Genomic DNA, 25,228 nt, shown 5'->3' with positions numbered 1-25,228 from the left:
GATCGCAAAAGAAGCAAATATGAGTGTTGGTACATTTTACAATTACGATTAAGTATTTTATTGTGATTTCTCATAACGAACCTACTTGGTCAAACTACTTATACAGTACTCATTTTTTTCTGATAGATTGCTCCACGGTATACAAGACATTTTATTGATATTAATGTTGGAAGAAGTAGAGGACAGTGTAATTAGCGAAATGGAGGTGAGTTATGCGGTCGTTTTTATTGATTCAGGTGTTTTTTTATTTTCAAAAGATAAAATGTCCAAAGAAGACACAGATATGGGAATTCTTGATCTTGCTCTCAGAATGTTAAACATTTCTACAGAAGAGCGTAACATTACATGCCCTATGACATCTCTGATGTCACTGCCCATTTCTATTTTAACAACACCCGATTCTGAGAGTATATATGCCTAATACGATCACACTTTACGGCACGCTGGGATGTCACCTATGTGATATTGCACAACAAGAAATACTAAATTCAGAAAGTAATATACGTATAAAATACGTAGATATTGCAGATAATATAGCCTTGTTTGAAGAGTTTTCTGAAAAAATACCAGTAGTAGAAATTAATAAAAATTACCTATATTGGCCTTTTAATGCTAATAAAATAGATGCACTTATTCAATCGCTCAAAATAACGCCTGAAAATACAAGGCGTTATTTAAGGTGATTCAATAGATTGGATGTTATAGAGAGAATAGACGTTGAGCGTTTTCTGTTGTTAGTTTTATGATGTCGTCCGTACTTTGATTTCTGATATTTGCTAGTTCTTCACCAATGTAAGAAAGAAATTTTGGATGGTTCTTCTTAGGGCGAGGCCGAATGATTCTAGGTATAAGGTAAGGAGAGTCTGTTTCAATGAGTAAGCGGTCATTAGGGATGTATTTAACGGCTTCTTTTAAATCATGCCCCCTGCGTTCGTCACATAACCAACCGGTTACACCTATGTATAAGTTTAAATCTAGGTATCGCTTTAATGTATCTTTGTTGCCAGTAAAACAGTGAATAACGCCTTCGATCTGTTTATGATTTGAAAGTATATTAATTAAGGGATCTTCAGCCTCCCTTTCATGTAAATAAAGAGGTAGCTCTGTTGTTTCTGCAATCGAGATTTGTGATTCAAAAGCCAATAGTTGTTCAGCAGGCGTTGAAAAATTACGATTAAAATCCAACCCTGTTTCGCCAATAGCAATTGGGTGTGCATCGTTAATTAATTGACATATTTCTTGCTCTACCTTGTTGTTCCACTGTGATGCATGATGCGGGTGGCAGCCAATAGTATAGCGAATTGGTGTATTTGGGTATTGCTTGAGTAATGATACAAGCTCATAAGACTCAGATAAATTTGAGCTGATAGCGATAACTTGAGTAACGTTCGCTGCATCTAATTCCGACATAAATACATTCAATTTATCTAAGTCAATTACACTGCTTAAATTAACACCAACATCAATCATTAAAATTCTAGCTCTTGTGTTTTTTTCAGACTGTTAATATACATTTCTTTTAATTGTTCTTTACCAAGTCCTAAATGCCCGAAGCTAGAAAATGGAATTTTTCTCCATTGACCAGACTCATATAAGCAGACAACTTTCAGTGCGGTTCCTAATTTACCATCGTGATGAATTAATGCTGTATTTATTTTAGAATCGAGAGGTAGGTCTTTTAAAAGTACTTGCATTTCTTCGTCAAAAAATACAGGTAGATATGAAAATAAACCGGTAATAAATGCTCCTTCGAGTTTTGGATACAGTACCTCTGCTAAAGATTGTACAAAATAAGCTCTAGAAATTGCCATACGATAGAGGCAATCAGGTTTGCCTTCTATTGATGTTAGTAATGCTATTCCAAACCACTTGCTTAAGTCTCTCAAACCAATGACTTCTAGTGCTCTTTGTACATTGCTAATATTGAAGTTCTGATAGTACATGGCGGATTTAGTCAGTTTTATAATTTTGTAAGACAGTGTGCTATCTATTTCTATGGCAGCAGAAATGTCTCCTAAGTTGACCAGTGGTGAATTTATTAGTGTGAGTACTTTTGATATTAAGGATTTGTAGGTAGGGACCTTATTTTCCTTAACATATTCACGAATATTGAGTAAATCTTCAGAAAACAGACTAATAGAGGTAAGTTCAGTAATTTCATCTAACTGTTGTTTGATGGTTATATCCATCATAATTATTTTTTTATTAAATAATTTTTCTGAATTAGCGTACTCTACTAGATTTGTAATGCCGTAAAATACTACGCTGAGTTTACTGTAAATAAAGTATTGTAGCTCATTTTGCGTCAGCTCTTCTAGATTAGGGTTGATTAGCCCAAAGTGGTAGCCGTCAGCTGTTAATGATTCTAGATAAGGGCGATATTGTAAAATTTCTTTTTTAGATGCTTTTAAAAAAATAACGATTTTGTTGAAAGGAAGAGCTGGAAGAGAATGTATATTATTAATATCCATATCAATAAAAATAGGCTTATCATCAACAACATTTTCAATAGGCAAATCGAGAAAAAGAGAGCTCAGGATGTCGCTGATGCCATCATTCGGGCTCATAGTATTGGGCGCAAGTAGTAATTGATATGCATATATTTTATATTGAGAGTCCAGTATTGCTTTCCTGGCGAATAGAACTGTTGCTTGTTTCATTAGAATCTCTACTAAAAAGTGAAAATAAATGACAGTTAATCGTTACCAATTACACTATCCAGTTTATAATAGATCTATTATGCTGGGAAATTTAGTTTGGAGTAAATCATGGCTGGTATGTTAGATGCCGTAGACCAAAGAACGCAGTTAGTAGGCGAAAATAGGCTTGAGTTGCTTATGTTTAGGCTAAATGGTCTGCAAATGTTTGCAATTAACGTTTTTAAAGTTCAGGAAGTGGTCCAGTTACCAAAATTGAATTTAATGCCTCATAGACATGATTCTGTTGGTGGTGTTACGCATTTTAGAGGACGAACTATCCCTGTGATAGATTTATCTCAGTCAATTGGCATGCGACCTTTGTCAACTGATCAGTCTTGTAATTTGATTGTGACGGAATACAACAACTCAATTCAAGGCTTTATGGTTGGTGAAGTCGACCGTATCATTAACATGAATTGGAATGAAATATTACCACCGCCAGATGGTGTGGGTAGACAAAATTATTTAACAGCCATTACAAAAATTAACGAAAAAATTGTCGAAATCATTGATGTTGAAAAAATCTTAGCAGAGATATCTCCTTATAATACTGCAATCAGTGACCATATTGTAGATAAGGATCTTTTGTCTATATCCACAGATTTGGAAGTACTTGTTGTTGATGACTCTTCCGTTGCTCTTGCTCAGTGTCAAGCGACGCTAGACTTTTTGGGTATTAAGGTTCACACCGCAACAGATGGTAAGAAAGGTCTTGAGTTACTTAAACGATGGGCTGATCAAGGTGAGACAGTCCCTGAAAAGTTACTAATGCTTATTACGGATGCTGAAATGCCTGAAATGGATGGCTATCGTTTAACAAAAGAAATACGTGAAGACCCTAGATTGAAGGATTTACACATTGTATTGCATACCTCTTTGAGTGGTAGCTTTAATAAGGCGATGGTTCAAAAGGTGGGTTGTGATGACTTCCTTTCAAAATTCCAACCTGATAAGTTGGCTACTGTCATACAAGATAGAATGAGAATGGTCGTTTCTAAAGACTGATCTAGCGTGTGTATGGATAATAAAACCCCGTTGTCAATTGAATTGCCAACGGGGGGGCTATTATTTTTTATTTTTTTTGTTGCGTTTTCTTGATGCGTTTCCATTTTTAGGAAATGATCTTTTTTCTGGTTCTGTTCTTAATAGCAAAAATAAATCTGTAATGATGTCTGGTATTTGCTCGATACATGACTGAGTTAACTTTTTGGATGCTCGAATATCGATAATTTCAGGATCGTCAAATAAATCAGATGCAACCATTATAGGTAATAAGAGCTCTGCGATTTGTTCTTCTTTTTCTGATGCGAACCAATCTTTTTCTGTAAGGAAAACGCCTTCCATAAAGCCGCTTGCCCACTCTTGAAGTTCGCTCAATTCATCTTCTGATTCTGCCATAGCCAGTTCACAGGGAACTAAAAAGCCGTCTTCAGATTCTAGTTCTTTTTCAATATCCAGCTTGAGGCGAGCTAGGTAAGTATTAATGATTTTTTCTTCTTTTTCTGAAGCAAACTTAGGTGTGTCTTCAAAAACAATAGGAATCCAAGTGCTTTCAGAAATAGGGGAAGGGCATATCGATAATGCAGTAAGAAACCCATGAGCCGTAATGAAATTATGGCATTCTTCATGGACGGCTTCTGATTCTAAAAACAGTTCTAATGTTTCTAATTCTAGATCATCAAGTATCTGATGTGTCATTATTTGTCTTCCTCAATAAACGTGTTGGCAGTTTATCGAATTACTCAGTGAAAATCGATGTCGTTTTTGTCTGAATCGTGGATAATTCAACTTATGGATACTACTCACGCATTGTTATCAAAATTTGGTTTTGAAAAATTTAAACCACTCCAAAAAGAAGCCATTGATTTTATTCTATCGGATAAAGATGTTTTATTGATTGCTCCTACAGGGGGAGGGAAGTCTCTTGTGTATCAAATGGCATCATTATTAAAAAATGGTGTTGGAATTGTTGTCAGCCCGTTGCTTGCATTGATGCACCAGCAAGTCGATTATCTGCACTCGCTTGGTGTTAAGGCTGAGTTTCTAAACTCTTCTCTCAATCCAGGAGAGCAGGATGATTTGGTATGGGCTTTACGCCATAATCAAGTTGATATTTTATTTTTATCGCCTGAAAAATTGATCCAGCCTTCCGTTATGGGATTTCTTTCTTATCTCGATGTGGCCTTGTTTGCCATTGATGAGGCGCATTGTATTGCTCAATGGGGTGAGGGGTTTCGTCCAGAATACAGTCAATTGAATACCATCAAAGAAAATTTCTCTGGTGTGCCGATTATTGCAATGACTGGAACCGCAGATGTAGAAACACAGTCTATTCTTATTGAGTCCTTAGCATTAAATGCCCCTGAAATTTTATCCGAGAGCTTTAATCGACAAAATATTGAAATAGTGGTTTCTCAAAAGAAACAATCTTTTAAGCAATTGCTTTATTTTTTAGTGCACGAAGTAGCGGGTGAGTCAGGCATTATTTATTGTCGATCGAGAAAAAGTGTTGAAGCGTTGGCACTCAACTTAAATGAGCTGGGATTGACCAGTTGCTGTTATCATTCGTCTTTGTCAAGCAGTGAAAAAGAAAGGAATGCAACACTTTTTTATACAGGTGTAGGTGTCATCATGGTAGCTACGACTGCATTTGGTATGGGGATTGATAAGTCTAACATTCGCTTTGTTGTGCATATGGATCTGCCAACGAGCATTGAGTCGTATTATCAAGAAATTGGTCGCGCGGGGCGCGATGGTCTCCCTGCTAAAGCTGTTTTATTTTATGGGTTGCAAGACTTTATAAAGTTAATGCAATTTGAACGTGAATCAAATCGTACGAATGAAAATGCCTCAGCAATCAAATCTTCAAGATTGTTTGGTTTTCTAGAAAGCCGAGGTTGTCGTAGGAAAAACCTGCTAGAAAACTTTAATGAAAGTATTAGTGAATGTGGCAATTGCGATCGTTGTAAGGCGAGGCCAGCAGAGCATAATGCAACGATTGCTTCTCAAAAAATCTTGTCATTAATTTATCACACAAAAGGCAAAGTTCCTGTGTCTACCTTGATTCATATCTTGCATGGAAAAGTAACGCCTAAAGTGAAATCGATAGATGGGGTGTCATTAAGCTTGTTTGGCAAAGGGAAAGAACTTTCAGATATTGGTTGGAAATCATTGATTAGGAAACTGCTGGCGGAAGGATGTTTGTCTGTTTCGGGAGAGTACAACTCAGATTTTGTACTGACTCAAAAAGCGAAGCCTGTACTAAGAGGTGAGGTGCAAATAGTGCTGAATGAGGACTTTCATTTGCCATCAATGAGAGAGTCGAAAATTGAGCAGGAAGCGGTTAATTGGATTGAAATAATGAAATGGCATTATTCAACGCCTGAGTCGTCAATATTCAGTCTTCATCAATTGAAAAGAATTGCAGAAGGAATGCCGAAAACGTTAGCTGCAATCAGCCGTTTAACGGGTGTCCCTGTTACACAGTTGGGTGGAAATGACATTGAGTGTCTTTTTGATATATTACACAGCTAAATGTTGTCGTGGATGGTTATCTCTATGAAAGAAGTGTTTTCAACATCACAGGATTTGCATAAGGTACATGAAAAACTGTGTGAATGCTTGATGTCGGCGGAAACGTATTATAAAAGAAAATTTGTAATGCCTGTTTTTAATTTTAAACAAAGAGGTAAGGCGGCCGGTACTGCGCATTTACAAAAAAATGAAATACGCTTAAATTATTTTATGTATCAACAAGATCCGCATTCATTTATTAATGATGTGGTTCCTCATGAGTTGGCGCATTTGATTGCTTATACCTTGTATGGCTCTGCTATCCGTCCCCATGGAAGAGAATGGCAAAGTGTGATGCTGTACGCACTTTCATGTGTCCCTTCAAGAACGCATTCTTTTGATACACCAACCCCTAAGCAAGCATTTCAATATCGTTGCGAATGTCAAAATCACTCGCTGACTATTAGGCGTCACAATAAAATTTTGAAAGGTGTTGTGTATGTTTGTAAGCAATGTAAATCGCCATTAAAAGTATTGAATTATTAATGAATTTTCGATTTTAATTTTGATCTATGTCATGTTTGAGGATATTATTCACCCGCTAACTTAATCTTATGTTTGGAGATCATGAATGAAAAATTTAATGAAACTGTTTATGGGGTTTGCTTTAGGTGGTGTTGCCGCCGTTGTAATTGAGGTTTCTCCTATGATGGTTCCTGCTGTATTGGGTGTAATTGCTGCACTTGTTATCCTTGATTCTGTTTCAGACACGAAAGCAACGGCTTAATTTAGTCATTTCCCCTTCTTTTTCATGACAAACAGCATTTTTTGATGCGGCCGATTTGGGCATGTTGTAGAATGCTTATCGTTTAAATTATTGCGTGTTTGTGATGAAGTTATCTAATAAACCTAAAGAAAAAATTGAATTTAATAAGCTTCAAAAAAAGCTTAGACGGCTAACAGGGCAAGCCATCGCTGATTTCAATATGATTGAAGAAGGCGACAAAATAATGGTGTGTTTATCTGGTGGTAAAGATTCTTATACCATGCTTGATATTCTTCGTAATCTTCAAGCCAGTGCACCAATTAACTTTAGCCTTGTTGCCGTTAATCTAGATCAAAAGCAACCAGGCTTCCCTGAAGATATTTTACCTCGTTATTTGGAATCTGAAGGCGTTGAGTATCATATTCTAGAACGTGATACGTATAGCATCGTAAAGGAGCTGGTTCCAGAAGGTAAAACTACATGCGGTTTGTGCTCAAGATTGAGACGTGGTTCTTTATATGGATTTGCAGATCAAATTGGTGCAACAAAAATTGCCCTAGGGCATCACCGAGATGATATTCTCGAAACGCTTTTTTTAAACATGTTTTTTGGTGGCAAGTTAAAAGCAATGCCTCCAAAATTACTGAGTGATGATGGAAAACATATGGTTATCCGTCCTCTTGCGTATTGTAAGGAAAAGGATATAGAGGCGTTTTCCGTTCTTAAAGAATATCCTATTATTCCTTGTAATCTTTGTGGTTCACAAGAAAACTTGCAACGACAAGTCATTAAAGACATGCTGCAGCAATGGGATCGTGAATACCCTGGTAGAACAGATACACTTTTCACCAGTGTGCAGAATGTTGTCCCATCACATCTAGCTGACACGTCATTATTTGATTTTAAAGGCTTGGAACAAACGGAAGACGAGTTTGATCGTCTTAATATAATTTCTTTATAGGGTGTATTAATGATGTTTACTAAATGGTCGGTTTCAATCGCCACAGGTTTGTTTTTATCCATGGGGCTGTCTGCAGCAACATTTGAAGGCAGTCTGTCGGATCAATCAATAAAAGCAGATATTAGTATTAGTCAAGACAGTTACTTTCTAGACATCGGCGGTATGCACGATACTGAAGAGGGTTCTTATGGTTACATTGGCGCTCATATTGAAGATACTGATACAAGTGAAGATTACCCTGTTCAAATTGGTCTTGGTGCGCGCCTATTGGCTGTTGACGCAGATTTGAATGGTAGTGATTCAGGTATTGTGATTGGCTTGGGTGGTTTTTATCGCTATACCTTACCAAAGGCTAATCGTTTTAGTTTGTATGGGGAATTTTACTATGCACCTCAGGTGTTGTCTTTTGAAAATGTCGACGATCTTTATCAAGCCGAAGTGCGTGGTGAATATCGAACGTTACGTAATGCAAAAGTGTTTGTTCGTTATGGTTTAACGAGTATCGATTTCAGTAAATTTGATAGCAATCATAAAATGAATAAAAGTTTTGGCTTAGGTATATCGTTGGATCTTTAAAAAAACGATTGAAATAAAAAAGGTGTCTTAGACACCTTTTTTTATTTACCATCAAAAGCACATAAACTGAAAACAGGTATTTCTGAGTCTCTAATTTTCTGGCTGCCTTGTAAGTCAGGTAAATCAATAATGGCCGCTACTTCTTTTATGCTTGCACCTTGAGAGGTTAGTAGCGAAATTGCTGCGAACAGAGTTCCGCCGGTCGCTATTAAGTCATCAAACAACAATACGTGATTCCCTTCTTGTACAGCGCCTTCTTGAATTTCCAGCTCTGCTTCTCCGTATTCTAGAGAATAGCGTTGAGAAACGGTTTTTCCTGGTAGCTTGCCTTTTTTGCGAATTAAAATAAGTGGTTTTTGTAATTCATAAGCAAGAACGGCTGCGATTAAAAAGCCACGGGCATCGATGCAAGCAATGTGAGTGATGTCGGAGTCTATATAGCGATGTACATAAGCGTCGACAACCATTCTCATTCCTTTAGGGTCAGTGAAAATCGGTGTGATGTCTCTGAAGCTAATGCCTTCTTTTGGCCAATTTTCAATAGTTTGAATCAGTGATTTAATGTAGAAATCATCATAAAGCATAAAATGTAGCGCCTTAGGTGGTTGTGTTAAACAGCCTCAATTTTAGCACAATCTTCTGCAATTCCGATGAGTTTTTGCATGGCTCGTAAGTCTATAATAGTGATCTCTTTTCCGTCTACCCGAATGATTTCGCTTCTTTGGAATCTTGTCATTACACGACTGACCGTTTCCACAGCTAAGCCAAGGTAATTACCAATTTCCCCTCGAGACATAGACAACCTAAAGGATGTAGCAGAGTAACCTCTGCGTTTAAAGCGCCCGCTTAGGTTCATCAATAAAGACGCGACTTTTTCATCCGCATTTTTTTTGCCCAGTAGAACCATCATTTGTTGATCGTCACAAATTTTACGGCTCATGACTTTGAAAATTTGATTCTTCAAAGATGGAATTTGATTTGATAGTGACTCAAGGTGATAAAAAGGAATCTCACAAACGCTGGTGGTCTCTAGTGCTTTTGCTGAAATTGGATACACGTTACCATCTATGCCGCTGAGACCAACTAGCTCACTAGGGCAGTAAAATCCCGTAATCTGCTCTTCGCCATTATTTGTGATATTAAAGGTTTTAAGTGTGCCTGTTCGTACAGCATACACAGAGCTAAATACTTCGCCTTGATGGAATAAAAAGTCGCCTTTTTTAAGGGGTTTTTTTCTCTCAATAATTTGATCGAGGCGATTTACGTCTTCATCAGCAAGTGCGATTGGAAGGCACAGGGCACTGAGACTGCAATTCTGGCATTGTGACGTGAGTTTGCTGTTAAAACGGCTAGGTTGTAACGCGGACATAAAAAACTCCCTGAACGAGTTGTTCTATTAAATTACTTTTGAGTAACGAGTACCGTTATTCAAATATTGATCGAAAATCATGCAAATACAGCGAATAAGTAATTTCCCTGCATCGGTTACTTGAATTTTTTGGTTGTCTATCATGATAACCTTGTCTTTTTCGAGTGATGTTAATTCTTTATGCTCCTTAGAAAAATAGCAGTCAAAAGGAACATTAAATTTCTTTTTAAATGACGCAAAATCGAGTTCGTAATCGCACATCAACGTCATAATGACGTGCTCACGTATTAAATCGTCTTCCGTTGATATGTAGCCTTTAGCGATAGGAAGTTGTCCATTTTCTATTGATTGTTGGTAAGTTACCAAATCAATATGGTTTTGAATGTAGGTATTATTAAAATGGCTGATTGCAGAAGTTCCAAAGGCAATTAGGTCTGTTTCTTTGTGAGTCGTATATCCCTGAAAATTGCGTTTTAGTCTCTGCTCTTTTTGTGCAATGGCTAAAGAATCTTCTGCTTTTGCAAAATGATCCATACCTATGTGAACGTAACCTGCATCGGTTAACCTTTCGATAATTCGTTTGAGCATAGCCAGTTTGGTTTCTGCGCTGGGTAGAGACGTATTTAGTATACGTTTTTGAGAAGGGAATCGCTCGGGTAAATGAGCGTAATTAAACACAGACAGTCTATCTGGGCTCATTTCTAAAACAATATTCAGTGTTCGTTCGAAGGATTCAACAGATTGAAAGGGTAACCCATAAATTAAATCAAAATTGATGGAGTGGAATTTGAGTTCCTTTGCTTGGTTTAAAATCTTGGTCACCAATTCGACAGATTGTGACCTACGGATTGCGGTTTGAACTCTTTCATCAAAATCTTGAATGCCAAAACTTAATCGATTGAAGCCAACCTTCCTCAAGCATGTGAGTTTTTCTTCATCAATTTCTCTAGGGTCAATTTCAATACTGTAATCCCCCGAGTCATCCTCCAGCAGGGTAAAATATTGAGTGATTTTATCCAACAGTGTTTTTATTGATTCAGTAGATAAAAATGTGGGAGTGCCGCCGCCAAAATGCAGTTGTGTCACGGGTTGTTCTGTTTGAATCATAAGAGATCTTAGGCGTAATTCTTCATCTAAAAGCTCAATGTATTCTCTGCTTTTATCATATTTCTTGGTGACAATTTTATTGCAAGCGCAGTAGTAGCAAAGGTGGGCACAAAATGGAACATGAAAGTATAGGCTTAATGGCTTGGTTGCAGGAGCAAGCATTCTCTCTATTAATGAGATTTTACTGATATCAGAGCTGAATTGAGATGCAGTTGGGTAAGACGTATACCTAGGGCCAGATAAATTATATTTCTCGATTAACTTTGAGTTCCAAAGCATGTTGCCTTCCTATTAAAGAATTTAATAAAAGTATAACGGTTGAGAGATGATATTTACCTGACCTATATCAAGCCTGTTGGATACACGATCGGTTCTTTTTGCATTATATGCTTTAATGATCCATTTGTCCGTGATCCATTTGTCCGTGATCCATTTGTCCGTGGTCCATTTGTCCGTGATCCATCTCATGATGCATCCCGTGGTGTCCTGCAGGTATTGTCCATATGCCAAAAACCACCAAGAAAATACCTGAAAGAATATCCAGTTTAAACTTTACCCAAACTGCTTTGAATTGAAGGGCAAATATGCCTGTTAGCAGCATCGCTGGCAGTGTGCCTAGGCCAAATCCAACCATTAACCAGAGCGCTTTCATAGGCTCTCCCGTAGAAGAAACCCACAGTAAACTAGAGTAAGCTAATCCGCAAGGTAGCCATCCCCATAAAAAACCTGCCATTAATGCTTTTTTAGGTGTATTAATGGGCAGTATAGATTTAGCAGCGGGGCTTACAAACTTCCATATGTGTTTACCTATTGCTTCAATTCTCAGAATCCATTTATTTAGCCCGATGAGATACAGACCAGTAAGAATAAGAATAATGCCTGCAAAGGTGCGTATAGGGCTACTAAGGGCTGAATAGAGTTCAAAAGAAAGTGAGAAGAAATACGTTAGAATAAAGGCGAAAAATGCATAGGAAATAATGCGACCAATATTATATAAGAGTTGAATCGCAACTTTTGTTATTAGAGATTTTGACTGTGTGCCCATAGACAGGGTGCTGGCAATTCCGCCACACATTCCAAAGCAGTGACCTGCGCCTGCCAAGCCAATAAGAAAAGCGGCTAAAAAGCTAAAGTCTGCGGATGGCATTACTTATCGTCCTCATCATCAAATAAAATTCGTTCTCCTTCGCGGTCAAGATCGTCAAATTGATCTCTTTTTACGGCCCATACAAAAATGCCTAAGCCAATCGCAACAAATAAACCCGCTATAGGGATTAATAGATATAAACTTTCCATTGTCTGTCCTAAATAAATTCGATTATTTTGATAAACGAGTGGCATTTAATACAACCAATAATGAACTGGCTGCCATACCTAATGCTGCGCTCCAAGGAGGAATGTAGCCAAGTAAAGCGGCTGGTAGCATGGTGCCATTATAAGTGGCAGCCCAGAATAGGTTCTGCTTGATTATTTTTTTGCATTTCTTTGCCAATTTAATGGCTTGATAAATGGTCGCTATGTCATTCGATAATAGAAGTGCATCCGCGTGTGTCTTCGCTAAATCGGAGCTTTGTCCCATCGCAATAGAAATACTTGCTCCGGCTAGGCTGGGAACATCATTTAGTCCATCACCCACCATAATGGTGTGTTCTAGGTCGGTTTTATTCGAAAGCCAATGCCATTTATCTTCGGGGGTTTGATCTGTAAGAAAATGGTCAAAATTGCTTTCTGCTAAGACTGAAATAGAAGACGACTTTGTGTCTCCTGTGAGTAAGGAAACTGTGTATCCTTTGGTGCGCATTGCTTGAATTGTGGAATTTGTCTCTGATCTGAGTCTGTCTTGCAGTGTAATTCGGCTGATGATGTTTTCTTTTGTGGTTAAAAACAGTGTTAACGCATTCTCTTCAATAGAGAAATCGTTTTCACACTGGCACCAATTTTTGACAAAATTTCTATTTCCCAGCCGGTATAGTGTGTTGTTTATTTTTCCTTCGACGCCCAGGCCCGCATAGTTGACAATATCGCTTGCTTTTAGGTGTTTGGTTGCTATAAACGCCTTGGCAATAGGGTGAATGGAATTTTCTTCCAATGCCGCACAAAGGTTAATTATGTCGCCGTTATTAGGGTGTGAAAGGGAAAGAATATCGAACTTACCGTAGGTTAGTGTTCCTGTTTTATCGAAAGCGATGTGATTGCAGTTGGCTAAAGATTCAATAACATGGCCTCGTGTGATGACTAAGCCATATTCCTTAAGTCTGTTTGTTGCGGTGGTTAGTGCAACGGGAGTTGCCAAAGAGAGTGCGCATGGGCACGTGACGACTAATACGCTGACCATAATCCAATAGGCTTGCGCTTGATCTATGAAGTACCAAACGCCATAAGAAAGCGCAGAAACAACGAGAACGCAAATAACAAAATAGTGGGCAATGGTGTCAGCAATGATGGCAATTTTTGGCTTTTCAGAGAGCGCTCTTTGAGTCAAACGCTCAATGGCTGCGGCCCGAGTTTGGGTACCAATGGCCGTAACTTTAACTTGGATGGTTTGATCGACATTTGTTGTAGACGCAATAACTTGATTGCCGATGGTCTTTGCCACAGGTAAATACTCACCTGTTAGGCTTGATTCATCAATATTGCTGTTGCCTTGAGTAATTATCCCGTCAGTAGGGAAGTTTTCGCCAGGAGATATTTGGATAATATCGCCAAGAGCAAGTTTGGACTTGGGGTAAAGCAATGCCTCCCCATTTTTGATTAATGTGACCGAACTAAGCTCGTCTGTATTTTTGTTGTTTTTCTGGGCTTTATGGCGAGCGCTTTCTTCTAAGAAGCGCCCTAGAAGTAGAAAGAAAGTAAACATGGTGACAGAGTCAAAATAAACCTGTCCTCCATTGGTAAAAAGTGCATAAACGCTGCTTATATAGGCCAGTCCAATGCCGATAGACACTGGGAGGTCCATCGTAAAATGTCGGGTTTTGATGTCCCTTATAGCGGCCCTAAAAAAAGGCAGGGCTGAAAAAAGCACAACGGGTGTCGAAAAGAAAAAGCTCGACCATCGAAGTAAGTTCTTGAAGCTGTCTTCCATGCCCTGTATTTCTCCTGCGTACAGTGCAATGGCGCTCATCATCACCTGCATCATACCGACGCCTGCGATGCCAAGTTTAATGATGGAGGATTTTCTTCTTTCTACGCGATTAGTATCTTCCGTATTACTTCGATAAGGCTTGAAATAGTAACCAATTTTATTGGCTTCAGTATTTATATCTACTAAATCGATTTTTGACGGTTGCCAAATGAGTGTGGCAATTGAGCTGCTGAGATTGATGTGCATCGATTCAACACCGTCTAAATCAGAAATGTGTTTTTCGATGAGCCAAGCGCAAGCAGAGCAAGTCATTCCATCCACACAGACCTGAATGTGGTGTGTCTTATCATCTACATGGACATAAAGTGGGTAAACATCTTCGTTTTTTAATAATGCAAAAGCGTGTTTGTAATCTTCTATGTTTTTATTGTTGGGGTTGCTTGCGTTGTTTGTTCTGCGTTGATAATAGTGAGCAAGGTCCTCGCCACGAATGAAATCTGCTATCGCTTGGCAGCCATAGCAGCAGAAGTGGACGTCATTGTTATCAATTATTGAGGTAATAGAGAGGTTCTTTGGAATCAAATCACCACAATGGAAGCAAGTCGTTGTACTCATAGATTGAAATCAAGACTGTCTGATAGTGTTAAATCAAGACGACCTGATAATTGCCAGCCTTTATCGGATTCAATGGAGACATTCCAATTGCCGGATATGGACTTTGTAAGGCTGCCTCGATATTGGTCATCGGAAATTTTCTGTAGCGTTACGTTGAAGTCTTTTTCTGCGATGGCGACATGGTAAAAGTTGAGGCTAAGGTTAGTCTCGAGTGCATTTTGAGTAGACAAAATGACTTCGCCTGTAAGATTATCGATGACTAATTTTGCGCGTACGTCCAGTTCTGCTGCCAGTTGTTTTCTGCCTAGTTCTTGATTTATGCCTAAGCCTTCTTTGTAGTAATTGTCTTTCACTAAATCTCTAGGGGAATTAAGCGCAAAATAAATCTGGAATACGGCCACAATAACAGAGCTGAGAGGGATGCTAATTACAAACCAAGGCCAGAACTGTTTATACCATGGGGTGGTGTCGATCGTGTCCACGTTTATCTCCTAAGATGAAAAGGATATACAGGAGTGGCTCTTGTATGTCCTAAATTAAATGTTATTTACCAATCGGGCCAATGAAGCGACTTTCTGTCGTTTTAGTGGCTTCGTAGCTTGGGTCGGTTGATGTAATAGTAAATGAAATGATGTTTTTTTGTTCCGTTAAAACATGAGGTGGAACCTGAATTGATAACGGGATCGAACGTACTTCACCTGAGTTGACGACAAACTTTTTACGACCAATCATATTAAGCTGTTCTAAACCGTTCACGCTCAGTTCAAAGGTGTGTTTACTTTGATCCATATTGAGGATTTTAACGGTATAAATGTTTTCTATCATGCCGCTAGGAGTTTCATTATATAGACGGTTACGGTCTTTTAAAACATCTAGTTCTAATGGTTCTCTGTCTCCAACGATAAAGCTGAACGCAACGACCATTGAGAGCATTGCAATGGCATAACCGATGGATTTAGGGCGAATGATTTTTGACTTTTTTCCTTCTAGGCGGCTTTCAGTTGTATAGCTTACAAGACCACGGGCGTATCCCATTTTATCCATAACATCGTCACAGGCATCGACGCATAAGGCACAACCAATACATTCGTATTGAAGGCCATCTCTAATGTCGATGCCAGCTGGGCAAACATGTACACATTGATTGCAATCGATGCAATCGCCAAGGCCAACGTCTTTCGGCTCAACGCCTTTCTTTCGTGCACCACGACCTTCACCGCGAGTTGCGTCATAAGAGATAACTAATGTGTTGCTATCAAACATAACCGATTGAAAACGAGCATAAGGGCACATATAAGTGCAGACTTGCTCTCTCATCCAGCCTGCGAACAGATAGGTAGCGCCAGTGAAAAAGGCAATCCAAAAGTAAGACCACAGATTTGCGTCAAGAGTGAAAAAGTCAATGACTAAGTCTCTAACTGGAGTAAAGTAGCCAACGAAGGTGAGTCCAGTAAGCCAGGAAAAAATAACCCAAAGAGAGTGCTTGGAAAACTTTTTATAGAATTTTGATTTGCTCATAGGCTCTTTATCAAGTTTGATTCTTTGATTTCGAGAGCCTTCTGTTTTTTCTTCTATCCACATAAATATCATGGTCCATACTGTTTGTGGGCAGGTATAGCCACACCAGACACGACCAAAGAGCGTAGTTAATAAAAAGAGAGCGAATGCGGATATGATGAGTAGGGCGGCAAGTAAAAAGAAATCTTGAGGCCAAAAAGTAATGCCGAATATATGAAATTGACGGCTTGGTAAATCAAAAAAGACGCCTTGTCTGTCGTGAAAATTGATCCAAGGGGTTAAAAAATACCCTAGCATTAAAACCCATAGCATACGCGTTCTAATAACTTGGAAGAATCCTGTTATACGTCTTGTATAGATTTTTTTTCTTTTTTGATAGAGATCATATTCAACCAATTCAGTTTCAGTGTTTTCGGTTTTAAGGTTTTTAATAGGAATTTGATTACTCATCACAATATCCTTGGGTGGAAAAGTAAGAAAAAATAATATGAAGAATAATACTAGAAAGAGAAGGAACATGGGTGTGACATGATGTCACACCCATGTAGTTTAGTGCTTATTGGTTTGACAGGCTGTATACATAAGATGAAACAATATGTACTTTGTCTTCGCCAAGGATTTCATTCCATGCTGGCATTTTGCCGTTACGACCATTGCGAACCGTTTGCATGATTTGTTCTTGAGTGCCGCCATATAGCCAAATGTTGTCTGTCAAATTAGGCGCGCCAAATAAGTGGCTACCTTTTCCTTCTTGACCATGGCATGCAACACAGTTTGTGTTGAATAGGATTTTGCCTGATTCAACGGCTTCAGTGTCTTTTGCTAGATCGCTTAAGCTAAGAACATATTGAGATACTTGATAAACGCCTTTTTCGCCAAGGGTGACACCCCACGCAGGCATCGCAGCAACACGGCCATTCATAACCGTTGTTTTGATTGCTTCTGCTGTACCGCCATATAGCCAGTCATTGTCTGTCAGGTTAGGGAAGCCGTAGCTGCCTGTTGCCGCAGAGCCGTGGCATACTGCACAGTTGTTGGAAAAAAGACGTTGACCAATGCGCATTGCTTGATCGTCTTGAGCCAGCTCTTCGATTGGCGTGTTTGCAAATTGAGCAAACATAGGGCCAAATTCGGCCTCGGCTTTTTCCATTTCACGTTCGTATTCTTTTACCTGAGTCCAGCCTAAAAGGCCTTTAAAGTTACCTAGACCAGGGTAAAGAGCAAGATAGCCCAAAGCGAAAATAACTAAGATTACGTATTTCCAATACCACCATTTTGGTAATGGATTATCGTATTCTTCGATGCCATCATACACGTGGCCCGTTGTTGCATTTGTGTCAGTATTGTTCTTTTGGCCCTTTCTAACACTAGCCAAAAGCCAGTAACTACCAAAGATTGAGCCTAAAGTAAGTATGGTTACCCATGCGCTCCAAAAAGTACTTAATTCATTCATGATTGCTCTTCTCCACAGGTTGCTTGCTTGGCATATCATCCTCGTCAGCAAAAGGTAAATTAGCCGCTTCTTCAAGCCCTTTTTTGTTTCTACCAAGTGTCCAAACTGTTACACCAATCAGTGCAAGAAAAGCGAGCACGGTTGCAATGCTGCGAAGTGTTGTAATATCCATGCTTTTGTCCCTATCGTTTAATGACAGTGCCAAGTTGTTGAAGGTAAGCAACCAATGCGTCGATTTCACGCTTACCACGAACATCGTCTTTCGCAGTAGTAATGGCTTCATCTGTAAAAGGAACGCCAACTCTGCGTAGTGCAATCATTTTGTTTGCTGTGTCATTACCATCAATCTTAGCTTCAAAAAGCCATGGAAAAGAAGGCATGTTTGATTCTGGAACAACGTCGCGAGGGTTGTATAAATGTGCACGATGCCATTCATCACTGTAGCGTTGTCCAACACGAGCCAAGTCAGGGCCTGTGCGTTTTGAGCCCCATAGAAATGGGTGTTCGTATACGCTTTCACCAGCAACACTGTATGGCCCATAACGTTCTGTTTCAGAGCGGAAAGGGCGAATCATTTGAGAGTGGCAACCTACACAACCTTCACGAATGTATATGTCACGACCTTCAAGTTCCAGTGCCGTCAGAGGCTTTAAGTTCGCAACGGGGGTTGTTGTTTTCTGTTGGAAAAATAATGGAATAATTTCCACCATGGCTCCAAAACTAATGGCTACTAAGATCAATACGATCATTAGTCCCATATTTTTTTCGATTATTTCATGACGCATTTAATTGCCCCTTAAGCTGTTTGAGGATTCGCTTGTAGCGCAGCATGTTCTTTATCACTTGCGCGAACAGTGCGGTAAGTGTTGTAAGACATAATTAGCATGCCTGTTAAGAACAAAGCACCACCTAAAGCACGAACCATCCAACCTGGTTTACTTGCATCAACGGATTCAACGAAGCTGTATGTCAAAGAACCATCGTCGTTAAATGCGCGCCACATTAGGCCTTGCATAATGCCGTTTACCCACAAAGAGGCAATGTATAGAACGGTACCAAGTGTTGCTAACCAGAAATGCACGTTGATCAAAGCAATGGAATGCATTTCACCCGGCTTGCGACCTAAAACTGCTGGTAGCATGTGGTATATAGCGCCAATACTTACCATGGCAACCCAGCCTAATGCACCTGCGTGTACATGACCAATTGTCCAATCAGTGTAATGAGATAACGCATTCACTGTTTTAATTGCCATCATAGGTCCTTCGAAAGTAGACATGCCATAGAAAGACAAAGAAACAACTAAGAAGCGTAAAATAGGGTCAGTTCGTAGCTTGTGCCATGCACCAGACAGTGTCATTACGCCGTTGATCATACCACCCCAAGAAGGGGCAAGAAGAATCAAAGACATTACCATGCCGACACTTTGTGTCCAGTCAGGTAGTGCTGTGTAGTGGAGATGGTGAGGGCCAGCCCAAATATATAAAGAAATGAGTGCCCAGAAGTGAACGATAGACAGTCTGTAAGAGAAAACAGGGCGTCCAGTTTGCTTAGGAACAAAATAGTACATCATCCCTAGGAAACCTGCGGTTAAGAAGAAACCAACAGCATTGTGCCCATACCACCATTGAACCATAGCATCGACGGCCCCAGCATAAACGGAGTAGGATTTCATCGCTGATACAGGAACAGACAAACTGTTAAAAACGTGTAGAACAGCAACAGTAACTATGAAAGCGCCGAAAAACCAATTTGCAACATAAATGTGCTTCATTTTTCGATTTGAAACGGTCCCAAAGAAAACGACAGCGTATGTTAACCAGACAACAGTAATAAGAATGTCAATTGGCCATTCGAGTTCAGCATACTCTTTTACTTGGGTAAACCCCATAGGAAGAGTGATGGCGGCGGCAACAATAACAGTTTGCCAACCCCAAAAGGTAAAGCTTGCTAAGGTGTCTGAAAACAGCCTAGCCTGAGTTGTACGCTGAACGATGTAATACGATGTTGCAAATAGTGCACTACCACCGAATCCGAAGATGACGGCATTAGTATGCAGTGGGCGTAAACGACCGAAATGTAAGTACTGAATGTCTGCGAATATGCTTGGCCATACAAGTTGTGACGCGATGATTACGCCTAACCCCATACCAACCACACCCCAAACGACTGTCATGAGGGTGAATGCACGCACCACTCTGTAGTTGTAAGTTGGGTGATCAAAAGCTGTGCTCATAGTTTCTTCCACAATCCACGTTGAGTGATTGACCTTGTTATTAAATTTTTTGCCCTTAATTATTTAGATCATATTAATGAAAAAACTAATTAATACAGGACACGTTCAAACTAGCACCCGTATTCTAAGCCTTTTTGTGTTTTTTTTCTATTGGAGCAAGTTGTTTTTAATAGATTTTCTTTGTCATAGAGCAATGTTTTTATGCATAATTTTTCAATTTATATGGCTCACGGTGCCTCAGCGGGGCATGAGTCGATTTTTTTAACGAAATTGGCTGCGACAATTTGTCGCAACACATCAACGAATTATACGCCTGTTACTTTTGACTATATGCAAGAAATTGAACGGAGTGGCCGTCGTCGCCCTCCTGCTAAGTTTACTTTACTTATTGATGAATATAAAAATGAAATAGACGTGACGGCTCCTTCCATTGTATGTGGTAAGTCTTTAGGCGGTCGTGTGGCAACACAATGCTCCGATCTTAATAATGTAAAAGGTGTCGTTTGTTTTGGCTTCCCATTTTATCCGCAGGGTAAAAAAGAGAAACATCGACTGGCCTTTTTAGACGCGTTAACCGTTCCGTGTTTAATTATTCAAGGTACTCGGGATGCATTGGGTAATAAAGAATGGGTCACCCAACAAACATTACCAGATCACGTAACAGTCAGTTGGTTTGAAGGGGCTGATCATGACTTTAAAGTACTAAAGTCCATTGGAATGAACCAAGATCAAGTGATTACTGATCTTGTTGTAAGGATGAATAAATGGTTGGTTTCTATTAAAGAAACACCAGAAACATAGAAATCCGTTAAGCTAATATTTAATTGTGACTATAATGTAACAGATGCTTTGGATTCACAGATAATATTTTAAGGTTGAGAATGAAGGTTAATGCTGTATTAGATGCAAAAGGGTTGCTTTGCCCTGAGCCGGTCATGATGTTGCACGTTGAAATGAGAAAGTTAAAGGGAGGGGAGATGCTAAAAGTGTTGGCAACTGACCCATCAACCACTCGTGACATTCCAAAATTTTGTCAATTTCTTGGTCATACTCTTGAGAAGTCTGAACAAGACGATGATCTTTATACCTATTGGATTATAAAGAAGCAGAAATAATACCGAGTTAAAACTATTTATCATCGCTTGAATGCAAGTTACTTAAACTCAAATTGCTGAAATTTACGTTAAAATAAATCTTTAATGCTACCCGTGTTAGTTAAATGGTTCAATAAATGATGGGATTGAGGTCTTTAATCGCAGCTAGGCCCTTTTTTATTAACTTAACCGTAAAAAGTGCTGTCTGCAGGGATGTCCTTCCGTACGACAGCATTTGCACCAACAACAGCGCCATCGCCAATGGTCACACCAGGTAATACCTTGGCTCCTCCACCAATCCACACATTGTTACCGATAATCACAGGTTTGCTACAACATTGGCCCGTTGTACGTGCAATGGTTTCTCTAGGATGATCCACGGTATAGATATGCACTGCAGGGCCTAATAAGACATTGTCACCTATCTTAATGTGATTGCTGTCCAGCATAACGCAGTTGAAATTCGCGTAAAAATTCTCACCAACAGAAATATGTGCTCCATAGTCACATTGAAAGCCGGGTTCAATTATCAGTTGACCATGAGCGCTAAACAGTCGTGTGATGTGTTTTAAATTGCCCTTACTTGGGTGGGTGTTGTATTTCGCGCACGCAAGTCTTGCCGTTTCACGCATTAATCTAAGGGTATTATCAATAGACACGTAACTTGCCCCGGACAACATTTTCTCATATTCAGTCATTATCATGCCTATGTTGTTTGGAGAATGATTTGCTTATGGCTTGAATCCAAAAAATAAAAAAACGCCAGCTAAGGCGCTTTTTTATTATTTCTATTTACTTTTATAGCATAGAAGCTAATTTTTCTTCTAACTTATTTTGGTCAACCGCAAAGTTACGAATGCCTTCTGATAGTTTCTCAGTCGCCATGGCATCTTCGTTCATTTCCCAACGGAATTGAGTTTCAGTAATGGCTTCTGGTGCAGGTGTTACGACATCCGTTGGAGTAAGTTTGCGTTCTAGTGCGCCAGTGTCTTTTTCAAGCTCACCTAATAGTGCTGGAGCGATAGTCAAACGATCGCAGCCTGCTAATTGTTCGATTTCACCTATGTTACGGAAGCTTGCGCCCATCACAACGGTGTTGTAGCCGTGTTGTTTGTAGTAATTATAAATTTCTGTCACAGACACAACGCCTGGATCTGTTTCAGAAGAATAATCTTGTCCGGTTGATTTTTTGTACCAATCAAGAATGCGGCCAACAAAAGGAGAAATAAGATAAACGCCGGCCTCTGCACAGGCTTTTGCTTGAGCAAAAGAGAACAATAGAGTTAGGTTGCAGTTAATGCCTTCTTTCTCTAATTCTTCTGCTGCTTTGATGCCTTCCCATGTGGATGCGGCTTTAATAAGTACTCGATCACGGGTAACACCAACAGATTCGTACAAGGCAATTAGTTTACGCGCTTTTTCTAGTGTCGCTTCTTTATTAAAAGAAAGACGAGCGTCCACTTCAGTGGATATACGGCCAGGTACTGTTTTTAATATCTCAGCGCCAACAATCACTGCTAGCATGTCACCGGCATCAATCAGTTGTTGTGCTTTGTCATCACTTTGAGATTTGGCGTAAGCAATCGCTTGATCAATAAAAGGAGCGTATTCAGGAATCTGAGCGGCTTTTAACATTAATGATGGGTTTGTTGTCGCGTCTTGCGGTAAGTATTCTTTAATAGCCGCTATATCGCCTGTGTCCGCAACAATGGTTGTAAAAGCTTTTAATTGAGTCAGTTTATTGCTCATTAGTGCGTTTCCTTTGTTTTGTTTAGTTGTTTGTTTACCATATTCATGGCTTCGATTAATACATCGATTTTAGCATCGGGCTTATGACCATTTTCTGACAGATAACGACGAAACACTTTGCCGCCCGGCTGTCCGAGAAATAAACCTAAAATGTGACGAGTGATGTGCATCAAACGTTCACCGTTTTCTAAGCGATTTGCCACATAAGGTAAAAAGCTTTCTAATGCTTCAAAGCGCGACTCAACAAGAGGCTCACCACCAAAAACAGCTTGGTCAACATCTCGAAGAATCCAAGGATTGTTATAGGCTTCACGTCCAAGCATGACGCCATCCACATGGTTTAAATGGATTTTGCTTTCTTCCAGTGTTTTTATGCCCCCGTTTATAATGATCTCTAAATCAGGGAAATCTTGCTTAAGTTGATAAACGTAATGGTATTTTAACGGTGGTATTTCTCTGTTTTGTTTTGGGCTTAAGCCCGCTAAAATCGCATTACGGGCATGAACAATAAAAGTCGACACACCTGTTGTTGCGATGTCACCTACAAAGTCTCGAACAATGGAATACTCTTGCTGATCGTTCAGCCCAATACGATGCTTAATGGTGACGGGTATGTGGGTTGCGTCAAGCATGGCTGACATAGCGTCTTTGACTTTATCGGGATGAGCCATTAAACAGGCACCGATTAAGCTGTTTTGAACGCGATCACTTGGGCAGCCTACATTAAGATTCACTTCATCATAACCGTATTCTTCCGCCAGCTTGGCGCATTTTGCTAGAGCCATTGGATCAGCGCCACCAAGTTGCAGCGCAATGGGATGTTCGCATTCATCATATTGCAAGAACCGCGCAGGAGAATCACCGCGTAAGAGAGCGCCAGTTGTGACCATTTCAGTATAGAGCAATGTGTTGGAGCTTAACGTTCTCGCAAACACTCTATAATCCGTTGTTGTCCAATCCATCATGGGCGCAATACTGAAGCGTCTGTCTATCTTATTCATTGATTTTAACGATGTTGTTTTCTGGTCGTCGAGCATTATTTTTTGCATTCTAAGGTGCTTTTGAGGCAATGTTATTTGCGTCTGATAGGGCGTTTGCAATCATTATATTGCAAATGTTCGTAAGCTAATGAATAGGCCTATACGAAGATATCAGAAGGAAGAGTCTTATTATGTCATAAAATTACAGGACTATGTATGGCTAGTTTGCATAGAAATGGAACAAATTGAAACATCAATATGTCGCAATTAGGTATTACAAGTAATATATATTCCGTATTGTGGTATGTTAAGTGTTTTGTTACTTTTCATAAACTGATTCTTATAAATCGTTACTGGTATGAGTAAATTCATGAATCTGCAATATACTTTTATTGTTGATAAATGGAGAATATTGGCTGAGATTATAGTCAGTATTGATCCTTTAAAGCGGACTCCATACTGGGATCACATTTTTTACAAATGTGTCTACAACTACTGGATGAGAAGTGCTAATGAACATAGAAGTGTTAGAAGAACCCAGGCAAGAGCTTATCGATTACCTAAATAAAAAATACATGATTTTAATTGGGCGAACTGGGAGGTAAGTGAAAGAGTTCCTTTGGCTATTCAAATCAAAAACGATATAGGTGGGGTGGTTGCAGGTGCGTCAGCACGATCTTTTGGCGATTGGTTATTATTGGATACATTGTGGGTTTCTGAAGAGCTGCGTGGTCAATATGCGGGTAGCCGAATTTTAAAAGCTGTTGAAAAGGCAGGTAAATCTCGAGGTTGTAAAATGTGTTTTTTAGAGACGCTTAACTTTCAGGCGATGCCTTTTTATAAAAAACATGGTTATGAGGTTCAGTGGGTCCAAGAGAATTATCCAAAAATGGGCTGTCAATACTTCATGGTTAAGCCGCTTTAGTGTGGCAAAGAGTAAAAGTTGCTTCAATGCATTGAGCTGTTTGATTTTTTATCTTTATGTTCCAGTTCTAGAATCCTTTATTGTAGGAGCAAGAAGCTATCGTGGAACTCCTTATAATGGGCATACTTTGAGGGATCAACTTCAACAAATCGAGACACTGACAGGGCGAAAACCGGAAACCTGTTTTGTTGACAGAGGATATAAAGAATCCGGCATAGAATACGTGAGAATATTAATAGCGGGTCAAAAACGCGGCGTTCCAAAAAAAGAGAAGCGCTGGATGGGAAGACGAAACAGCGTAGAACCCATCATAGGGCATCTAAAATCGAATGGAAAACTCAGGAGATGTTTCCTGAAAGGTGTATTGGGTGATGCGATCAACGTGATCTTAAGTGTCTGTGGTCAAAACCTATACAAGCGACTCAAGTGGCTTTATTGTGCCCAATATTTTGGCGTATTTTTAAGTCTATTATGGTTAAAAATGGCATTACCAGAAGAAGAACATGAAAAAAGCATGGCGCTCCACGTTTGAAACGCCATTATTCAGGTTCGACTATTCTATGCTAAAGGCTAGAGAAGGTGCGA

Annotated in this window: 29 protein-coding genes and 1 pseudogene; 12 read left to right on the top strand and 18 right to left on the bottom strand. The window is 39.4% G+C overall.

Annotated features, from left to right (window positions below; translation table 11 throughout):
- The first annotated feature begins 154 nt into the window (after positions 1–154).
- Both ACMUMJ_RS10125 and ACMUMJ_RS10120 read left to right on the top strand, forming a co-directional pair.
- Positions 155–421: a hypothetical protein gene (locus ACMUMJ_RS10125; RefSeq protein WP_414678711.1), complete on the top strand. Its 267-nt coding sequence runs from the start codon at positions 155–157 to the stop codon at positions 419–421.
- Positions 414–683: a glutaredoxin family protein gene (locus ACMUMJ_RS10120; RefSeq protein WP_414678710.1), complete on the top strand. Its 270-nt coding sequence runs from the start codon at positions 414–416 to the stop codon at positions 681–683. The genes ACMUMJ_RS10125 and ACMUMJ_RS10120 overlap by 8 nt, the downstream gene beginning before the upstream one ends.
- A gap of 16 nt (positions 684–699) precedes the next feature.
- On the opposite strand, the gene ACMUMJ_RS10115 is transcribed toward ACMUMJ_RS10120, so the two are convergent.
- Complete coding sequence (locus ACMUMJ_RS10115; RefSeq protein WP_414678709.1) at positions 700–1,470, bottom strand: TatD family hydrolase; 771 nt, start codon at positions 1,468–1,470, stop codon at positions 700–702.
- On the bottom strand, positions 1,470–2,660 hold the full coding sequence (locus ACMUMJ_RS10110; RefSeq protein ID WP_414678708.1) for an EAL and HDOD domain-containing protein: 1,191 nt from the start codon (positions 2,658–2,660) through the stop codon (positions 1,470–1,472). Before ACMUMJ_RS10110 ends, ACMUMJ_RS10115 begins: the two co-directional genes overlap by 1 nt.
- Before the next feature lie 108 nt (positions 2,661–2,768).
- Between ACMUMJ_RS10110 and ACMUMJ_RS10105 the strand changes: the two genes are divergently transcribed.
- On the top strand, positions 2,769–3,704 hold the full coding sequence (locus ACMUMJ_RS10105) for a chemotaxis protein CheV (protein WP_414678707.1): 936 nt from the start codon (positions 2,769–2,771) through the stop codon (positions 3,702–3,704).
- A 60-nt stretch (positions 3,705–3,764) separates the two neighbouring features.
- Here ACMUMJ_RS10105 and ACMUMJ_RS10100 read toward each other — a convergent pair whose 3' ends face one another.
- Positions 3,765–4,397: a UPF0149 family protein gene (locus ACMUMJ_RS10100; protein ID WP_414678706.1), complete on the bottom strand. Its 633-nt coding sequence runs from the start codon at positions 4,395–4,397 to the stop codon at positions 3,765–3,767.
- A 93-nt stretch (positions 4,398–4,490) separates the two neighbouring features.
- Here ACMUMJ_RS10100 and ACMUMJ_RS10095 point away from each other — a divergent pair, with 93 nt between their 5' ends.
- The 5 genes from ACMUMJ_RS10095 (at position 4,491) to ACMUMJ_RS10075 (ending at position 8,515) form a co-directional block, all read left to right on the top strand.
- Positions 4,491–6,233, top strand: a complete 1,743-nt coding sequence (locus ACMUMJ_RS10095) for a RecQ family ATP-dependent DNA helicase (protein ID WP_414678705.1) — start codon at positions 4,491–4,493, stop codon at positions 6,231–6,233.
- 24 nt (positions 6,234–6,257) lie between these two features.
- The gene (locus ACMUMJ_RS10090) at positions 6,258–6,758 is read left to right on the top strand and encodes a SprT family zinc-dependent metalloprotease (protein WP_414678704.1); all 501 of its coding nucleotides are present in this window, start codon (positions 6,258–6,260) and stop codon (positions 6,756–6,758) included.
- Positions 6,759–6,843: 85 nt separating this feature from the next.
- Complete coding sequence (locus ACMUMJ_RS10085; RefSeq protein WP_414678703.1) at positions 6,844–6,999, top strand: hypothetical protein; 156 nt, start codon at positions 6,844–6,846, stop codon at positions 6,997–6,999.
- Positions 7,000–7,102: 103 nt separating this feature from the next.
- Positions 7,103–7,939 (top strand): tRNA 2-thiocytidine(32) synthetase TtcA, encoded by an 837-nt coding sequence (gene ttcA, locus ACMUMJ_RS10080; RefSeq protein WP_414678702.1) that lies wholly within the window; start codon positions 7,103–7,105, stop codon positions 7,937–7,939.
- Positions 7,940–7,948: 9 nt separating this feature from the next.
- Complete coding sequence (locus tag ACMUMJ_RS10075) at positions 7,949–8,515, top strand: YfaZ family outer membrane protein (RefSeq protein WP_414678701.1); 567 nt, start codon at positions 7,949–7,951, stop codon at positions 8,513–8,515.
- A 41-nt stretch (positions 8,516–8,556) separates the two neighbouring features.
- Here the strand turns inward: ACMUMJ_RS10075 and ACMUMJ_RS10070 are convergent, their stop codons facing one another.
- From ACMUMJ_RS10070 to ccoN, 12 genes are all read right to left on the bottom strand, one after another.
- Complete coding sequence (locus tag ACMUMJ_RS10070) at positions 8,557–9,099, bottom strand: adenine phosphoribosyltransferase (protein ID WP_414678700.1); 543 nt, start codon at positions 9,097–9,099, stop codon at positions 8,557–8,559.
- 26 nt (positions 9,100–9,125) lie between these two features.
- Entirely contained in the window at positions 9,126–9,884 is a 759-nt protein-coding gene (locus ACMUMJ_RS10065; protein WP_414678699.1) for a fumarate/nitrate reduction transcriptional regulator Fnr, read from the bottom strand.
- Between the two features lie 27 nt (positions 9,885–9,911).
- Positions 9,912–11,270: an oxygen-independent coproporphyrinogen III oxidase gene (gene hemN / locus ACMUMJ_RS10060; RefSeq protein ID WP_414678698.1), complete on the bottom strand. Its 1,359-nt coding sequence runs from the start codon at positions 11,268–11,270 to the stop codon at positions 9,912–9,914.
- Positions 11,271–11,382: 112 nt separating this feature from the next.
- Positions 11,383–12,138: a sulfite exporter TauE/SafE family protein gene (locus ACMUMJ_RS10055; protein WP_414678697.1), complete on the bottom strand. Its 756-nt coding sequence runs from the start codon at positions 12,136–12,138 to the stop codon at positions 11,383–11,385.
- Positions 12,138–12,287, bottom strand: a complete 150-nt coding sequence (gene ccoS, locus ACMUMJ_RS10050; protein ID WP_414678696.1) for a cbb3-type cytochrome oxidase assembly protein CcoS — start codon at positions 12,285–12,287, stop codon at positions 12,138–12,140. Before ccoS ends, ACMUMJ_RS10055 begins: the two co-directional genes overlap by 1 nt.
- A gap of 22 nt (positions 12,288–12,309) precedes the next feature.
- On the bottom strand, positions 12,310–14,688 hold the full coding sequence (locus ACMUMJ_RS10045) for a heavy metal translocating P-type ATPase (RefSeq protein WP_414678695.1): 2,379 nt from the start codon (positions 14,686–14,688) through the stop codon (positions 12,310–12,312).
- On the bottom strand, positions 14,685–15,170 hold the full coding sequence (locus ACMUMJ_RS10040) for a FixH family protein (protein ID WP_414678694.1): 486 nt from the start codon (positions 15,168–15,170) through the stop codon (positions 14,685–14,687). The genes ACMUMJ_RS10045 and ACMUMJ_RS10040 overlap by 4 nt, the downstream gene beginning before the upstream one ends.
- Before the next feature lie 61 nt (positions 15,171–15,231).
- On the bottom strand, positions 15,232–16,656 hold the full coding sequence (ccoG, locus tag ACMUMJ_RS10035) for a cytochrome c oxidase accessory protein CcoG (protein WP_414678693.1): 1,425 nt from the start codon (positions 16,654–16,656) through the stop codon (positions 15,232–15,234).
- Positions 16,657–16,762: 106 nt separating this feature from the next.
- Positions 16,763–17,659, bottom strand: coding sequence for a cytochrome-c oxidase, cbb3-type subunit III (gene ccoP, locus ACMUMJ_RS10030; protein ID WP_414678692.1), 897 nt, complete (start codon positions 17,657–17,659; stop codon positions 16,763–16,765).
- On the bottom strand, positions 17,652–17,831 hold the full coding sequence (locus ACMUMJ_RS10025; RefSeq protein WP_414678691.1) for a cbb3-type cytochrome oxidase subunit 3: 180 nt from the start codon (positions 17,829–17,831) through the stop codon (positions 17,652–17,654). Before ACMUMJ_RS10025 ends, ccoP begins: the two co-directional genes overlap by 8 nt.
- Positions 17,832–17,841: 10 nt before the next feature.
- A complete protein-coding gene (gene ccoO / locus ACMUMJ_RS10020) occupies positions 17,842–18,444 on the bottom strand; it encodes a cytochrome-c oxidase, cbb3-type subunit II (RefSeq protein ID WP_414678690.1) in 603 nt (200 codons plus the stop codon).
- A gap of 11 nt (positions 18,445–18,455) precedes the next feature.
- Positions 18,456–19,895, bottom strand: coding sequence for a cytochrome-c oxidase, cbb3-type subunit I (ccoN, locus tag ACMUMJ_RS10015; RefSeq protein ID WP_414678689.1), 1,440 nt, complete (start codon positions 19,893–19,895; stop codon positions 18,456–18,458).
- A 201-nt stretch (positions 19,896–20,096) separates the two neighbouring features.
- On the opposite strand from ccoN, the gene ACMUMJ_RS10010 reads away from it, so the two are divergent.
- Together ACMUMJ_RS10010 and tusA are read left to right on the top strand one after the other, a co-directional pair.
- The gene (locus ACMUMJ_RS10010) at positions 20,097–20,696 is read left to right on the top strand and encodes an alpha/beta family hydrolase (RefSeq protein ID WP_414678688.1); all 600 of its coding nucleotides are present in this window, start codon (positions 20,097–20,099) and stop codon (positions 20,694–20,696) included.
- An 80-nt stretch (positions 20,697–20,776) separates the two neighbouring features.
- Positions 20,777–21,010 carry a sulfurtransferase TusA gene (gene tusA, locus ACMUMJ_RS10005; RefSeq protein ID WP_414678687.1) on the top strand — a complete coding sequence of 78 codons (234 nt, stop codon included), beginning with the start codon at positions 20,777–20,779 and terminating at the stop codon, positions 21,008–21,010.
- Positions 21,011–21,174: 164 nt separating this feature from the next.
- Here tusA and ACMUMJ_RS10000 read toward each other — a convergent pair whose 3' ends face one another.
- From ACMUMJ_RS10000 to dusA, 3 genes are all read right to left on the bottom strand, one after another.
- Positions 21,175–21,687, bottom strand: coding sequence for a sugar O-acetyltransferase (locus ACMUMJ_RS10000; protein WP_414678686.1), 513 nt, complete (start codon positions 21,685–21,687; stop codon positions 21,175–21,177).
- A 100-nt stretch (positions 21,688–21,787) separates the two neighbouring features.
- Positions 21,788–22,738 carry a transaldolase gene (gene tal, locus ACMUMJ_RS09995; RefSeq protein ID WP_414678685.1) on the bottom strand — a complete coding sequence of 317 codons (951 nt, stop codon included), beginning with the start codon at positions 22,736–22,738 and terminating at the stop codon, positions 21,788–21,790.
- Positions 22,738–23,787 (bottom strand): tRNA dihydrouridine(20/20a) synthase DusA, encoded by a 1,050-nt coding sequence (gene dusA, locus ACMUMJ_RS09990; protein ID WP_414678684.1) that lies wholly within the window; start codon positions 23,785–23,787, stop codon positions 22,738–22,740. The genes tal and dusA overlap by 1 nt, the downstream gene beginning before the upstream one ends.
- 550 nt (positions 23,788–24,337) lie before the next feature.
- Here dusA and ACMUMJ_RS09985 point away from each other — a divergent pair.
- Positions 24,338–24,643, top strand: coding sequence for a GNAT family N-acetyltransferase (locus tag ACMUMJ_RS09985; protein WP_414678683.1), 306 nt, complete (start codon positions 24,338–24,340; stop codon positions 24,641–24,643).
- A 70-nt stretch (positions 24,644–24,713) separates the two neighbouring features.
- Positions 24,714–25,175: pseudogene (locus ACMUMJ_RS09980) on the top strand (IS5/IS1182 family transposase); the annotation flags it as partial.
- Positions 25,176–25,228 lie beyond the last annotated feature (53 nt).

Source organism: Marinomonas phycocola (assembly GCF_047525455.1).
Taxonomy (GTDB): domain Bacteria; phylum Pseudomonadota; class Gammaproteobacteria; order Pseudomonadales; family Marinomonadaceae; genus Marinomonas.
The sequence above is the reverse complement of the archived record's forward strand: the minus strand, read 5'-3'. Positions and strand labels throughout refer to the sequence as shown.